Genomic DNA, 14,197 nt, shown 5'->3' with positions numbered 1-14,197 from the left:
GGGAGATGACAAGTCCGAGGACCAGTCATCTCCCTATAATATTTTATGGCAGTTCGTAATAACAATGCCTGCAGCGGGGTTCATATAAATCTTTTTCGCCCAGCAGAACGGTGTCTTTGGTGGCGGATTTACGATAAGAGAAGTTGGCAATCTGTCCACATTTCATACAGATGGCGTGCAACTTGGTGATATATTCCCCTTTGGCCAGCAGTGCCGGCATAGGGCCGAAAGGTTTGCCTGTATAGTCCATATCCAGTCCGGCGATAATTACGCGGATACCTCTCAATGCCAGCTGATCACATACTGCCGGCAGTTCAGCGTCGAAAAACTGGGCTTCGTCGATACCTATTACGTCTACATCCTGGGCCAGCAGTAACATCTGCTGGGAATTATCTATTGGGGTAGAAACAATCATATTTTCGTCGTGGGAAACGATATTACTTTCATCGTAACGTGTATCCACTGCGGGTTTGAAGATCTCCACTTTCAGGTTGGCAATGCGCGCACGTTTCAGTCGGCGGATCAGCTCTTCTGTTTTTCCGGAAAACATTGAGCCGCAAATTACTTCTATCCAGCCCCTGCGTCCTCCTGCAAGAGAAGGTTCAATAAACATAATGTACTATTTTGATTATTAATTAATTAAAATACTCTAATTTTAGTGAAATAATTATCTATTACTCACCGTTAACAATTAAGGCATGGAAAAAATATATGCATTAATTGAGAAGCTTCAGGAATTAAGATATTCCGGTGCTGACCTGCAAACCATTTCGTATTATGTACAAATGTTGCAGGCTGAGGTCTTACATGCAAGGAACAGACAACATCAGCAATCCCATGAACAGCAGATGCAGTCTACATCCGGACAGATTGCTGTTATCATGCCTGCTCGTCAGGAACCTTTTGTTACCGTTCCTGAACCAGCGGTGCAAACTACAACTTTACCGTCAAATAAACCGGAACTAACGGAAACAGACATGCCATTTAAGGAAATGCCTGTTGTTGCTGTGCAACAAACTGCCGTTCCTGAAAATATCATCTCGCCGCAGGCGGCCACTGTTACTCCAGTGCCAGAAGCGCCTTCGGTAAATCATCATTTTGAACCTGTAAGTATTCCGGAAAATATTCCGGCGCCAGTAGTACCGGCTCCGGTTACGCCGCAATTTGTACAGGAAAATACGCCTGCTCCTCCTGCGCCGGTTCACCCTATTTATGAACCGCCTGTTTCTACCTCGCCATTTGTGGAAGAAACCAGGAATATTGTTGCTCCGTCTGTACAGCCAGTCACTCCTGAACCGGTAAGGCCACAGTATACGCAGGAAACGCCAGCACCGCAGCCAGTACCTGGCTTCGCAGCTGCTGCAGCTCCTGTTGCGAAGGAGTACAAGCCAGCTCCTACCCTTTTTGATCAGCCTGCGCCTGCGCCATCCAATGGTAGCTCGCTGAATGACCGGCTTGCCCAGCAACAAGTGGAGCTGGGGCAGAAGTTAGGCCAGCAAAGGATTCAGGATCTGCGCAATGCCATCGGTATCAATGATAAGTACCAGTTTATTGGAGGATTATTCAACAACGATAAAGATCTCTACGAACGTTCCATCAAAACCATCAATGATTTCGACACCTTACAGGAGGCCGACAGATGGATTCAGCGTGAAATAAAGATTTTACAGGGTTGGCAGGATGAAGATCCCCTGGTAAAACACTTCTACACTTTGCTCAGGAAACGATTTTCCTGAATATAATGCATGATTTTTTCCGTAGCCCCTTTGTTAGACAAGACGTAGTCTTTGCTGACAGCAGCTTTTCGTGCCCACATAGTGGTGTCTGACAATAATAAATTTACTTCCGCATTTAACTCCTGTGCATTATTTACAACAATGGCGCCTCCTGCAGCCACCAGTTCTACCGCTTCAAAATACTTATCATAAACGGGGCCTATGAGCACCGGCATGCCATAAACAGCCGGTTCCAGGATATTATGAATCCCATCTTTGCCAAAACCGCCCCCTACATATGCGATGGAGGCGTAACGATACAGGGTGGTCAGCATTCCTATATTATCGATGATCAGCACATTTGCCTCCTGCCATTGCTCCTTAACAGCGCTATAGCGTACTGCTTGCGGAAATAAATGCAGGATGGACTGAATATGTGTATCATGAATTTCATGCGGCGCTATCACCAGTTTCAGTGGACTATCTTGGTTGGTTTTATACCACTCCGCCAATATCTGCTCATCTTCCGGCCAGGTACTTCCGGCTACCAGTAATGGTTTCCCTTCCGCAAACTGCGCTATCAGGGGCAGTTGCTGATGTTCCTCCAAAAGAGCCGCCACCCGGTCGAATCGGGTATCCCCGCTGATAGATGCGTTTTGCATGTCTATTTGCTGTAATAAATCCAGCGAAGCCTTATTCTGCACGAACAAATGGGTAAAACCTGCCAGCAGTTTGCGGAAAAGTCCACCGTATCCTTTGAAGAAGATCTGTTTTTCCCGGAAAATGCCAGAAACGAGTAAAGTGGGAATTTTTCGTGTATGCAGTTCCGTGAGGAAGTGCAGCCAGAATTCATATTTAATGAAAATGGCCAGCTCGGGACGGGTCAGGTCCAGGAATTTGCGGGCGTTGGCCTTTGTATCCAGTGGCAGATAACAGATATAATCTGCCCCGGGATAGTTTTTGCGTACTTCATAGCCAGAGGGGGAGAAAAAAGTTAACAAAATTTTATGCCCTGGATAATTTGCCCGGATAGCTTCCAGAACGGGTCTTCCTTGTTCGAATTCGCCCAGGGAAGCGGCATGTACCCATACTACCGGGGTATTGGTCAAGTGTTGCGCTTGCAGGCGGGTTATCCAGTCCTGGCGGCCTTTTAGCCAGAGACCAGCCTTTTTATTTCCTGTTGAAGCGGCTATTCCTACCCCTGCGCGGTATAATCTGATAAATAAATTATATATAGATGAAGCTATCATGTTTTGTCTGCGTACTTTTACTCAATTTTTGAGGAGGTACAAAGATAGGTCCCTCCCAATCTCAATTTTTGTAAATTTGCACACTTTAAACAAAATAAAAATATACAGCGCATATGGTTCCTATTCAGATGGTCGATTTGAAACGCCAGTACAATAAAATTAAGCCACAGGTTGATGCAGCCATCCAGGAAGTTTTGGAGAGTACCGCCTTCATCAATGGTGGAGCGGTGCAGCAGTTTTCCGCGGAGTTACAGCAATATTTGCAGATTAAGCATGTTATTCCTTGTGCGAATGGTACGGATGCACTGCAGATCGCTATGATGGCGCTGGGTCTGGAACCAGGAGATGAGGTAATTACCGCGTCTTTTACTTTTATTGCTACCGCAGAAGTGATTGCTCTGCTGCAACTGAAGCCTGTATTTGTGGATATTGATCCTAAGACTTACTGTCTGGATGTGGCACAGGTAGAAAAGGCGATTACCTCTAAAACCAAAGCAATTGTGCCGGTGCACCTGTATGGTCAGGTAGCGGAGATGGAAGCATTGATGGAGGTGGCGAATAAGCATAACCTGTATGTAATTGAAGATAATGCGCAGGCTATTGGCGCTGATTATACTTTTAAAGATGGCAGCAAGAAGAAAGCTGGTACTATTGGTCATATTGGCTGTACTTCCTTCTTCCCTTCCAAAAACCTGGGTTGTTATGGCGATGGCGGCGCAATCTTCACCGATGATGATGCTATTGCAGCAAAAATCAGAATGGTAGCCAACCATGGTCAGTCGGCCCGCTACTACCACGATGTAGTAGGCGTTAACTCTCGTCTGGACAGTGTACAGGCAGCTGTACTCCGTATTAAACTGCCTTTGCTGGATGAGTATATCCGTGCAAGACGCGCAGTAGCAGATGCTTATGATGCTGCTTTTGCAGACATTCCTCAGATTATTACTCCATTCCGTGCAGATAATGGATACCATGTATTCCATCAGTATACCCTGCAACTGGAAGGCGCTAACCGTGATGAAATGCAGAAATATCTGGCAGAAAGACAAGTGCCTGCGATGATTTACTATCCGGTACCTGCACATCGTCAGAAGATGTTTGCATCCTTTGGTGGCGCTGAATTTGATTTACCTGTAACCGATACGCTCACCCACAAGGTGATTTCCTTGCCAATACACACTGAAATGGACGCTGATCAACTTGATCACATTATTCAATCAGTAAAATCATTTCTAAATCAGAACCCTGCATGAAGATTACAGTAGTAGGTACCGGTTACGTTGGACTCGTAACCGGTACCTGTTTTGCGGAAACTGGAAACGAAGTTACCTGCGTAGACATTGACGTCAACAAAGTTGCCAAGCTCTCCTCTGGTCAGATTACCATTTACGAACCTGGCCTGGAAAAATTGTTTGAAAGGAACCTGAAAGAAGACCGTCTCCATTTTACTACCAGTTTGGAAGAAGGTATTAAAGATGCAGCTGTTATTTTCCTTGCCCTACCTACCCCTCCAGGCGCCGACGGAGCTGCTGATCTCTCCTTTGTACTCAATGTAGCAGACCAACTCGGTAAATTAATTACAGATTATAAGGTTATTGTTGACAAAAGCACGGTGCCGGTAGGTACTGCCGCCAAAGTAACGGCCGCGATTGCACGCAATGCCAAAGTTCCATTTGATGTGGTGTCTAATCCGGAATTCCTCCGGGAAGGCGTGGCTGTAGATGATTTCATGAAGCCTGACCGCGTAGTGATTGGAACGGAATCTGAGCGAGCCCGTAAAATTATGGGTGAGTTGTTTGCTCCTTTTGTACGTCAGGGGAACCCGGTAATCTATATGGATGAGAATTCCGCAGAGCTGACCAAATACGCCGCCAACTCATTCCTCGCTACGAAAATTTCATTCATGAATGAAATTGCGATCCTTTGCGAGAAATTAGGCGCGGATGTGGACATGGTGCGCAAAGGTATTGGTAGTGACGACCGCATTGGTAAACGTTTCCTCTTCCCGGGAATCGGGTATGGAGGCAGTTGTTTTCCAAAAGATGTACAGGCCCTGGTAAGGTCTGCTGAAGAAGTTGCCTACGACTTTAAAATACTGAACGCCGTAATGGATGTGAATGAGGACCAAAAGCTGTTTCTCCTGCCTAAGATCAAAGCCTACTTTAATGGCGATCTGAAAGGAAAACACTTTGCGCTCTGGGGACTTGCATTCAAACCCAACACAGATGATATCAGGGAAGCTCCGGCATTATACATGATAGAAGCGTTATTAAATGAGGGCGCGACTGTCACTGTATTTGATCCCGAAGCGATGAATAATGTAAAACAACAGATTGGCGACAAAATCACCTATGCAGATCATCAGTATACCTGCCTGGACAATGCCGACGCCCTTTTGATTGCCACTGAGTGGAGCGTATTCAGAACGCCTGATTTTAGTAAGATCAGCGCAGCCCTGAAAAACAAAGCCATCTTTGATGGAAGAAATCTATTTGAAGTAAGCCGAATGAAGGAATTGGGATATCATTATGAGAGTGTAGGCCGTACTCCTGTATTATCTTAACCCTTTCTTTTATGGAGAAAAAAAGAATACTGATAGCCGGCGCTGCCGGCTTCCTTGGATCACATCTGTGTGATCGGTTTATTCAGGAAGGCTATCATGTAATAGCGATGGATAACCTGCTGACAGGGAATATCAGCAACATTGAACATTTGTTCCCCTTACCTGATTTTGAGTACTATCATCATGATGTTACCAAATTCGTGCATGTTCCGGGTAAACTGGATTACATTCTGCACTTTGCTTCCCCTGCAAGCCCCATTGATTACCTCAAAATGCCTATCCAGACTTTAAAAGTTGGTTCCCTTGGCACCCATAATTTATTGGGTCTGGCGAAGGAGAAAAAGGCAAGAATCCTGGTGGCTTCCACTTCAGAAGTATATGGAGATCCTACTGTTCATCCGCAACCGGAAGAATACTGGGGAAATGTAAATCCTGTAGGTCCTCGTGGCGTGTATGATGAAGCCAAACGCTTCCTGGAATCCATCACCATGGCGTACCACAATTTCCATGGCGTAGAAACAAGGATAGTAAGGATCTTTAACACTTATGGGCCTCGTATGCGACTCAATGATGGCCGGGCTTTACCGGCATTTATGAGTCAGGCCCTGAACGGTGAAGACCTGACTGTATTTGGAGATGGTAGTCAGACACGGTCCTTCTGTTATGTTGCCGACCTCATTGAAGGCATTTACAAATTACTGTTATCGGATTACCATTTACCCGTAAATATTGGCAATCCGGAAGAGATTACGCTCAACCAGTTCGCAGCGGAAATCCTTAAATTAACAGGCTCAAAGCAGAAAATAACCTATCTTCCGCTGCCAAAAGATGATCCGAAACAACGCCAGCCTGATATTACCAAGGCCAGAACCCTGCTGGGTTGGGAGCCAAAAGTAAACAGAGAGGAAGGTCTGAAGATCACTTATGAATACTTTAAAAAAGCTTTATCACAATAAAAAACTGATATTCTATTCCAAATGAAGCGGAAACTCTTAATTACCGGTGGAGCAGGGTTTATCGGATCCCATGTTGTCAGATTATTTGTCAACAAATATCCAGATTACCAGATTGTAAATCTGGATGCGCTCACGTATGCTGGTAACCTGGAAAACCTGACGGATATAAATGAAAAGGCAAATTACACTTTTGAAAAAGGCGACATTACTGATGAAACATTCATTGATGAACTTTTTCAGAAATACCATTTCGATGGGGTGATTCATCTTGCAGCAGAGAGCCATGTAGACAGGTCTATTCTTGATCCGCTTGCATTTATCAGAACAAATGTAATGGGCACCGCTGTACTGTTGAACAGCGCCCGGAAGCATTGGAAAGGTAATGAAAACGGTAAACTGTTTTACCATGTTTCTACCGATGAGGTATATGGTAGTTTGGGTGAAGAAGGGTTCTTCACTGAAGAAACTTCTTACGATCCCCGTTCTCCGTACTCCGCCTCTAAAGCGAGTTCCGATCACTTTGTAATGGCATATTACCATACATATCATTTACCAGCGATTATTTCCAACTGTTCCAATAACTATGGATCACATCACTTCCCGGAGAAATTAATTCCGCTGGCCATTCATAATATTAAAAACAATAAACCCGTACCGGTTTACGGAAAGGGTGAAAATGTACGTGACTGGCTGTTTGTGGAAGATCATGCTCGTGCAATTGATGTTATTTTCCATAATGGAAGACTTGGTGAAACCTATAATATCGGTGGATTCAATGAATGGAAAAACATTGACCTGATCCAGCTATTGTGTCGCATCATGGATAAGAAGTTGGGACGTCCGGAGGGCACTTCTGCGCAACTGATCACTTTTGTGAAGGATCGTGCAGGCCATGACCTCCGCTATGCGATCGATGCTACCAAATTGAATAAAGAACTGGGATGGGAACCATCTCTTCAGTTTGAAGAAGGGCTGGAAAAAACAGTTGACTGGTACCTGTCTAACGAAGAGTGGCTGCAGCATGTAACCAGCGGCGCATATCAACAATATTACCAGGAACAATATCAAAAAAGATAATCGCGACTATGCCATTTAAAGAAACACATATTCCTGATCTGCTGATTTTTGAACCAGTAGTCCATGGCGATCATCGGGGTTATTTTTTTGAGAGTTACAATGCCAACACATTTAATGCAGCAGGCATCACTTATAACTTTGTTCAGGATAACCAGGCCCGCAGCACCTATGGCGTATTACGGGGATTGCATTATCAATTGGAACCTTATGCACAGACCAAACTGATACGCGTACTCGAGGGTAGCATTATTGATGTGGCAGTGGATATCCGTCAAGGATCTCCTACTTATGGACAATCTTTTGCGATTGAACTGAGCGCTTCCAATAAGTTGCAGTTACTGGTACCGAAAGGCTTTGCCCATGGTTATGCTGTTATCAGTGAAACCGCGGAAGTAATGTACAAATGTGATAACTTTTATCACAAAGCAAGTGAAGGAGGTATTATCTTCAATGATCCGGCTCTTAAAATTGACTGGGGCATCGATCTGAAAGATGCCATCGTTTCTGAAAAAGATCTGGTGCTGCCTAAACTGGCCGATATCTCCCATAATTTCATTTACAATCGTTAATCGTTATCATGAAGAATATTTTGGTAACAGGTGGAAACGGACAACTGGGGCATGCTTTAAGAAAAGCCGCCGCCGCTTTCCCTGAGTTCAATCTTATTTATACGGATTATGATGTCCTGGACATCACTAACCCTGAAGCGGTTTCCGAATATTTCAATACCAATACGCCTGAAGCCTGCATCAACTGTGCTGCCTATACAGCTGTTGACAAGGCAGAAACAGAAGAGGAAAAGGCTTTCCAGTTAAACTTCCAGGGAGCCCTCGCGCTTGCGGAAGCATGTACTGCACATCAAATACCATTGCTGCACGTATCTACAGACTATGTGTTCAATGGCAGAAGCAGCGTGCCTTACCAGGAAAGCGATGATACAGATCCTGAAAGCGTTTATGGCAGCTCCAAAATGCGTGGAGAAGCCGCCGTTATTGGTACGGATGAAAATCATATTGTAGTAAGAACGTCCTGGTTATATTCTGAATTCGGGGTCAACTTCGCCAAGCGAATGAAAGAACTGATGCAGGAAAGACCGGAGCTGAATGTAGTATTCGATCAGGCAGGTACGCCAACCTATGCGGTAGACCTGGCAGCTGCATTACTGCAGATCCTGCGTCATCGCATGGAACATCCGGAAACGGCTGTAGGCGGTGTTTACCACTACAGCAACGAAGGTGTGACCAGCTGGTATGATTTTGCCGTAGCGATCAAGGAAATGACTGGTGCGACGACCCGCGTCTCCCCAATTACTTCCGACAAATATCCTACTCCTGCCAAACGTCCTTCCTTTAGCGTATTGAATAAGGAGAAAATCAAGTCTACTTTTGGTATCAGCATCCCGTATTGGCGCGACAGCCTGGCGGAATGCCTGAAACATATTTAAAAATCAAAGGCCCCAAAATGGGGCCTTTGATTTTTATAACAGTATTGCGTTACTGTTTAACATACTCATTTACATAACTTGGCACCTTAGTGTATAACTTACCATTTTCCAGGTAAACCTCTGCTTCGGTCACCATAAAGTCGCTCATTTTTCCAGTACCACCAAGATCGTATACCACTATCATCTTCTTAGTAGCAGCATTATATCCCCAGCTAATGTTAAGGTTATAAGTAGTTGTGTTGGTAACATTTGTAAGCGCTCCGCAGACCGATTTACTCATATCCACTGAAACGACTGTATTTTTTCTGTAATCAACGCCACTACCATCACTCAGGAGTTGCAGATATACATCATCATAGTGTCTGAAGTAATCTCTGGCTCTCCAATCACTTGTAGAAAGGCTGTCGTATGTGTAGGCAGGTCTGCCATCTCTGCAAGTAAACCAGGAATAAGTTTCTACATCTGCATAGAGAGGATGCCAGCTGGTATCTTTCTGGCGCGTGGGATGCCATTTACCAACGAAGGCCTGTGCATCCATATTTGCCGCAGTATTCAGGACAGAAACAGATAATGTAACCGGATTACTGATCTTTCCTGTAGCGTCATAAGCTGCCACAATCAGTTTGAATACTTTATCCCGGATATCGTTAGGTAATTGAATAACAATACCTGAATCCGCTACTGTAGCACGTTCAAGTGATGGGTTTTCTCCAGCTTGACGGCCATTTACAGGTTTAGAAAAATCAATTTTGAAATAGGAAGTAGCCCCTTCAAATTTGACATAAGCACCTGTTGGCACTGTCGTGTTCTCCATTTTCAGCGGAACGATGATGTATCGTCCAGCAACGGCTGAATAACTATCAGTGGACATTTCCGCAGCAAGTTTAGGAGCAGTAGCATCTGTAGAAGCATCAGGAATGTTGCCATTTACTACCACTCCATGATTTACTTTCACAGCTGTTGTCAGAGATGTGCCGTCGTATTCAACAGTAACAGGTCCATTGTTCTTGTCCTTATCTTTGGAGCACGCGAAAAAAAGCATTGTAGCTGCGGCTCCCATTAACATCATTTTTTTCATAGGTATATTACTTAACTAATGTTGGTAATTAGTACTTAGGAGATTTCCCCTGCAAAGTTATTGCACTTAAAATTTATTCATATAAAATTACATAATCTAGAAAAGTTTACATATATAACATTTAGTTATAAAAGCGATTTGATATACGCAATCTTAATTTAAAGGCAACTGTTCCCATTAATTCTGTAGGTTTGCAGAATTGACAAATTTTATTGAATCATGAATCTGATAGAAGAACTGCGCTGGCGGGGCATGCTACAGGATATGATGCCTGGCACTGAGGAACAACTGCAAAAGGAAATGACCACAGCCTATATAGGCTTTGATCCTACTGCAGCATCATTGCACATCGGCAGTCTCGTTCCTATCTTGCTGCTGGTACACCTGCAAAAGGCAGGACACAAGCCACTGGCGCTGGTAGGCGGTGCTACCGGTATGGTGGGCGACCCCTCATTCAAAGCAGAAGAAAGAAAGATGCTGGATCTGGACACCCTCGCCCTCAATGTGGCGGGAATTAAAGCCCAGCTGGAACGCTTCCTGGATTTCGATCCTGCCAAACCTAATGCGGCGGAAATGGTGAATAACTTTGACTGGTTCAAAAACATCAGTTTCCTCGATTTTATCCGCGACACCGGTAAACACATCACGGTGAACTATATGATGTCCAAAGACTCCGTAAAGAAAAGACTTGAAGGAGACAGCGGCATGTCGTTCACTGAATTTACATATCAACTCATTCAAGGGTACGATTTCTATCATCTGTATACGGCTAAAAACTGTAAACTGCAGATGGGTGGCTCCGATCAATGGGGCAACATTGTTACGGGTACAGAACTGATCCGCCGTAAAGCGGCTGGAGAAGCGTTTGCATTTACCTGCCCGCTGATCAAAAAAGCCGATGGTACCAAATTCGGTAAAACCGAAGCAGGTACAGTATGGCTGGATGCATCCCGCACCTCTCCCTACATGTTCTACCAGTTCTGGTTAAACACCACGGACGTAGATGCAGAAAGCTACATCAAGATTTTCACTTTCATGGAACAACCAGTAGTGGAAGAACTGATTGCACAGCACCGTCAGACGCCGGAACAACGCCTGCTCCAGAAACGTCTGGCACAGGAAGTAACCGTATTCATTCACGGTCAGGAAGCATATGATTTCGCTGTACAAGCGTCAGAAATGCTTTTTAAGAACGATACCGCCGCTTTACTGGTATCCCTTACAGAAGAACAATTGTTGGATGTACTCACCGGCGTACCGCAGGTAGAAGTACCAATAGCTGATCTCCAGGCAGGAAAAGATATCGTATCGCTGCTGGCTGAAACAGGCATTTTCCCCAGCAAAGGCGAAGCCCGCAAAATGGTGCAGGGAGGCGGTGTCAGCATGAACAAAACAAAAATTGAAGGTATCGATAAGGTGATCAACACCGAAGCTTTATTGCGCGATAAATACATTCTCTTTCAAAAAGGAAAGAAAAACTATTATCTGCTGAAAGCGATCTAACCGATCATGCATCATCGTTAGTAAACAGGTTGTTTCTACCAAGTAGAGACAACCTGTTTTTTTTATATCAATAACCGTCCGTTTTTCGATATTTGTTGTTCATAAACGGACATTTAAATCAATCAGTAATCTCTATAAAGCATTAACAAAGAACAGGTTATATAAGTGGCAATTTTCTTGCTGCTTTGCAGACAAAATATTAAAGATATGCTGAGAAGTCATACCAAAATAGCATGGAGAAACCTCCGAAAGAATAAAACCTTTTCGCTCATCAACATTGCAGGTTTATCATTAGGTATGGCCGTGACTATGTTGATTGGACTGTGGTTGCAGGATGAACTGACTTTCAGCAAAAATCACGACAACTACGACCGCCTGGTGGCAGTTATGCAACATCAAACCTTCAACGGTGTTAAAGGGACTCAATCTGCAGTGCCCTACCTTTTAGGCGATGAAATACGGGATAAATATGGAAGCGACTTCAAATACATATCCATGGCGGCCTGGCCATCACCGCATATCCTCAGCCACAATAACAATGGTATATCCCAAGTAGGCAACTTCTTTGAGCCAGTTTTTCCGGAAATGCTCAGTTTAAAAATGCTGAAAGGTACCCGCAACGGCCTGAAAGATCCTCATTCTATTATGCTTTCCGCATCCACCGCCAAAGCCATGTTTGGCGATGCAGACCCCATGGACCAGCTCATCAAATTAGATGAATCCACAGATGTAAAAGTAACCGGCGTCTATGAAGATCTGCCTTACAACTCCTCCTTTCGAAATCTGGCCTTTATGGCGCCCTGGGAACTAAAACTGAATATTGAATCATGGGTGAGAGAACTAGACAACCCCTGGCGGCCTAATTTTACACAATGCTTTGCTCAACTGGCAGATCATGCCGATCTGGAAAAGGTTTCCGCAAAAATAAAAGATGTCAAATTGCATAAGGTCAGGCCAGATGAAGCAGCCTATAAACCAGAGATCTTTCTTCACCCTATGAGCAAGTGGCATTTATATTCTGATTGGGCGGAAGGAATCAATATAGGCGGCAGAATCCAGTTTGTATGGCTCTTCAGCATTATCGGAGGCTTTGTATTGCTATTGGCCTGCATCAATTTTATGAACCTGAGTACCGCCCGTTCTGAAAAGCGGGCGAAAGAAGTGGGCATACGAAAAGCAGTAGGCTCCATCCGCCAACAATTGATTGTACAATTCCTTAGCGAATCAATGATGGTAGCCGGCATCGCTTTTATAGCGGCCCTCGTGATGGTACAATTTAGTCTCCCTCTCTTCAATGATATTGCCGATAAAAAAGTAAGTATTCCCTTTACCAGTCCAATGTTCTGGCTGATAGCCCTCGGTATTACCCTGGTCACAGGTTTGCTGGCAGGCAGTTATCCGGCCTTATACCTCTCTTCCTTCGAACCGGTGAAAGTACTGAAGGGAACCTTCCGGGGAGGCCGGTTAGCGTCCATTCCACGTAAAACAATGGTAGTGATACAATTCACCGTGTCCGTTATTCTGATTATCGGTACGCTCGTAGTGATCAAACAAATCCATTATGCGCAAAGCCGCCCTACCGCTTACAACCGGGAAGGATTGGTTTCTTTCGCAATTAATACCCCTACAGCGGCAGCCAACTATGACCCAATGCGGCAGGAATTGATCTCTTCAGGCGCTATCGTGGATATGGCAGGCTCCAATTCTCTCACTACAGAAGTAATGGCGGTGAATAACGGATATACCTGGAGAGGTATGTTACCAGGTACAAATGGCAACTTCGCAGCTATTACTGTTACGGATAATTATGGAAAAACGATCGACTGGCAGATCGTCGAGGGACGCGACTTTTCCAAAGAATTTGCATCTGATAGCAGCGCCCTTATTGTGAATGAAACGGCCGCTAAATTTATGGGGTTCAAGAACGCTGTAGGGGAAATAATAAAGGTAGATGGCCAGCCCTACACCGTCATTGGCGTAGTGAAAGATATGGTGATGGAATCTCCGTATCAGAATGTCTTCCGCACAATATTCGGACTTAATTATAACCAAAAAAACTTCATCACTGCACGTCTCAATCCGGCCAAAACTACCCAAGAATCGCTGGCCGAAATGGAAACCATCTTCAAAAAGTATAATCCTGGTATGCCTTTCAACTATCGGTTTGTAGATAACAACTACGCCGATAAATTCGATGCAGAAAAACGTATTGCCCGACTATCTAGTTTCTTTGCTATCCTCGCTATCATTATCAGTTGCCTGGGATTGTTTGGCATGGCCACTTTCATGGCAGAACAAAGAATCAAGGAAGTGGGTGTCAGGAAAGTATTGGGCGCTTCTGTACTTCATTTATGGGGACTAATGACAAAAGATTTTGTACAACTGGTGCTGATAGCGTTTGTGCTTGCGGTTCCAGTGGCATATTACTTTATGAGTAAATGGCTGCTACATTATGAATATCGTACAGATATACCTTGGTGGCTACTGGCAGGTACCTGCGGCGTGGCGCTGATGATTGCATTACTGACAGTGAGTTATCAGTCTATCAAAGCAGCATTGACGAATCCTGTTAAATCATTGAAATCGGAATAAAAGCAAAAAAGAGGGGTTG

Annotated in this window: 12 protein-coding genes; 9 read left to right on the top strand and 3 right to left on the bottom strand. The window is 44.5% G+C overall.

Annotated elements, in window-relative coordinates:
- Positions 1–43: 43 nt before the first annotated feature.
- Complete coding sequence (locus CLV59_RS00590; RefSeq protein WP_111590069.1) at positions 44–613, bottom strand: thymidine kinase; 570 nt, start codon at positions 611–613, stop codon at positions 44–46.
- Positions 614–698: 85 nt separating this feature from the next.
- Between CLV59_RS00590 and CLV59_RS00585 the strand changes: the two genes are divergently transcribed.
- Complete coding sequence (locus CLV59_RS00585; protein WP_111590068.1) at positions 699–1,736, top strand: hypothetical protein; 1,038 nt, start codon at positions 699–701, stop codon at positions 1,734–1,736.
- Here CLV59_RS00585 and CLV59_RS00580 read toward each other — a convergent pair.
- Positions 1,706–2,965 carry a 3-deoxy-D-manno-octulosonic acid transferase gene (locus CLV59_RS00580; protein ID WP_111590067.1) on the bottom strand — a complete coding sequence of 420 codons (1,260 nt, stop codon included), beginning with the start codon at positions 2,963–2,965 and terminating at the stop codon, positions 1,706–1,708. The genes CLV59_RS00585 and CLV59_RS00580 overlap by 31 nt on opposite strands.
- Positions 2,966–3,078: 113 nt before the next feature.
- On the opposite strand from CLV59_RS00580, the gene CLV59_RS00575 reads away from it, so the two are divergent.
- The 6 genes from CLV59_RS00575 to rfbD are packed head-to-tail and all read left to right on the top strand — an operon-like array spanning position 3,079 to position 9,005.
- A complete protein-coding gene (locus CLV59_RS00575) occupies positions 3,079–4,218 on the top strand; it encodes a DegT/DnrJ/EryC1/StrS family aminotransferase (protein WP_111590066.1) in 1,140 nt (379 codons plus the stop codon).
- On the top strand, positions 4,215–5,528 hold the full coding sequence (locus tag CLV59_RS00570; protein WP_111590065.1) for a UDP-glucose dehydrogenase family protein: 1,314 nt from the start codon (positions 4,215–4,217) through the stop codon (positions 5,526–5,528). Before CLV59_RS00575 ends, CLV59_RS00570 begins: the two co-directional genes overlap by 4 nt.
- An 11-nt stretch (positions 5,529–5,539) precedes the next feature.
- A complete protein-coding gene (locus tag CLV59_RS00565; protein WP_111590064.1) occupies positions 5,540–6,484 on the top strand; it encodes a UDP-glucuronic acid decarboxylase family protein in 945 nt (314 codons plus the stop codon).
- Positions 6,485–6,505: 21 nt separating this feature from the next.
- Positions 6,506–7,561: a dTDP-glucose 4,6-dehydratase gene (gene rfbB, locus CLV59_RS00560; RefSeq protein ID WP_111590063.1), complete on the top strand. Its 1,056-nt coding sequence runs from the start codon at positions 6,506–6,508 to the stop codon at positions 7,559–7,561.
- 8 nt (positions 7,562–7,569) lie between these two features.
- On the top strand, positions 7,570–8,130 hold the full coding sequence (gene rfbC / locus CLV59_RS00555) for a dTDP-4-dehydrorhamnose 3,5-epimerase (RefSeq protein ID WP_111590062.1): 561 nt from the start codon (positions 7,570–7,572) through the stop codon (positions 8,128–8,130).
- 8 nt (positions 8,131–8,138) lie between these two features.
- Entirely contained in the window at positions 8,139–9,005 is an 867-nt protein-coding gene (gene rfbD, locus CLV59_RS00550; protein ID WP_111590061.1) for a dTDP-4-dehydrorhamnose reductase, read from the top strand.
- A 49-nt stretch (positions 9,006–9,054) separates the two neighbouring features.
- On the opposite strand, the gene CLV59_RS00545 is transcribed toward rfbD, so the two are convergent.
- Positions 9,055–10,083, bottom strand: a complete 1,029-nt coding sequence (locus CLV59_RS00545; protein ID WP_146616099.1) for a hypothetical protein — start codon at positions 10,081–10,083, stop codon at positions 9,055–9,057.
- Between the two features lie 219 nt (positions 10,084–10,302).
- Here CLV59_RS00545 and tyrS point away from each other — a divergent pair, with 219 nt between their 5' ends.
- Positions 10,303–11,586 carry a tyrosine--tRNA ligase gene (gene tyrS / locus CLV59_RS00540; RefSeq protein ID WP_111590059.1) on the top strand — a complete coding sequence of 428 codons (1,284 nt, stop codon included), beginning with the start codon at positions 10,303–10,305 and terminating at the stop codon, positions 11,584–11,586.
- A 207-nt stretch (positions 11,587–11,793) separates the two neighbouring features.
- The gene (locus tag CLV59_RS00535) at positions 11,794–14,178 is read left to right on the top strand and encodes an ABC transporter permease (protein ID WP_111590058.1); all 2,385 of its coding nucleotides are present in this window, start codon (positions 11,794–11,796) and stop codon (positions 14,176–14,178) included.
- Positions 14,179–14,197: the final 19 nt, after the last annotated feature.

Source organism: Chitinophaga dinghuensis, from assembly GCF_003259435.1.
Classification (GTDB): Bacteria; Bacteroidota; Bacteroidia; order Chitinophagales; family Chitinophagaceae; genus Chitinophaga; species Chitinophaga dinghuensis.
This window is presented reverse-complemented; position numbering and strand designations above follow the sequence as displayed.

Excerpts from the sequence above, each read along its gene's own strand:
- CLV59_RS00590 (WP_111590069.1), bottom strand. The coding sequence starts at position 613 with ATGTTTATTGAACCTTCTCTTGCAGGAGGACGCAGGGGCTGGATAGAA.
- CLV59_RS00585 (WP_111590068.1), top strand. The coding sequence starts at position 699 with ATGGAAAAAATATATGCATTAATTGAGAAGCTTCAGGAATTAAGATAT.
- CLV59_RS00580 (WP_111590067.1), bottom strand. The coding sequence starts at position 2,965 with ATGATAGCTTCATCTATATATAATTTATTTATCAGATTATACCGCGCA.
- CLV59_RS00575 (WP_111590066.1), top strand. The coding sequence starts at position 3,079 with ATGGTTCCTATTCAGATGGTCGATTTGAAACGCCAGTACAATAAAATT.
- CLV59_RS00570 (WP_111590065.1), top strand. The coding sequence starts at position 4,215 with ATGAAGATTACAGTAGTAGGTACCGGTTACGTTGGACTCGTAACCGGT.
- CLV59_RS00565 (WP_111590064.1), top strand. The coding sequence starts at position 5,540 with ATGGAGAAAAAAAGAATACTGATAGCCGGCGCTGCCGGCTTCCTTGGA.
- rfbB (WP_111590063.1), top strand. The coding sequence starts at position 6,506 with ATGAAGCGGAAACTCTTAATTACCGGTGGAGCAGGGTTTATCGGATCC.
- rfbC (WP_111590062.1), top strand. The coding sequence starts at position 7,570 with ATGCCATTTAAAGAAACACATATTCCTGATCTGCTGATTTTTGAACCA.
- rfbD (WP_111590061.1), top strand. The coding sequence starts at position 8,139 with ATGAAGAATATTTTGGTAACAGGTGGAAACGGACAACTGGGGCATGCT.
- CLV59_RS00545 (WP_146616099.1), bottom strand. The coding sequence starts at position 10,083 with ATGAAAAAAATGATGTTAATGGGAGCCGCAGCTACAATGCTTTTTTTC.
- tyrS (WP_111590059.1), top strand. The coding sequence starts at position 10,303 with ATGAATCTGATAGAAGAACTGCGCTGGCGGGGCATGCTACAGGATATG.
- CLV59_RS00535 (WP_111590058.1), top strand. The coding sequence starts at position 11,794 with ATGCTGAGAAGTCATACCAAAATAGCATGGAGAAACCTCCGAAAGAAT.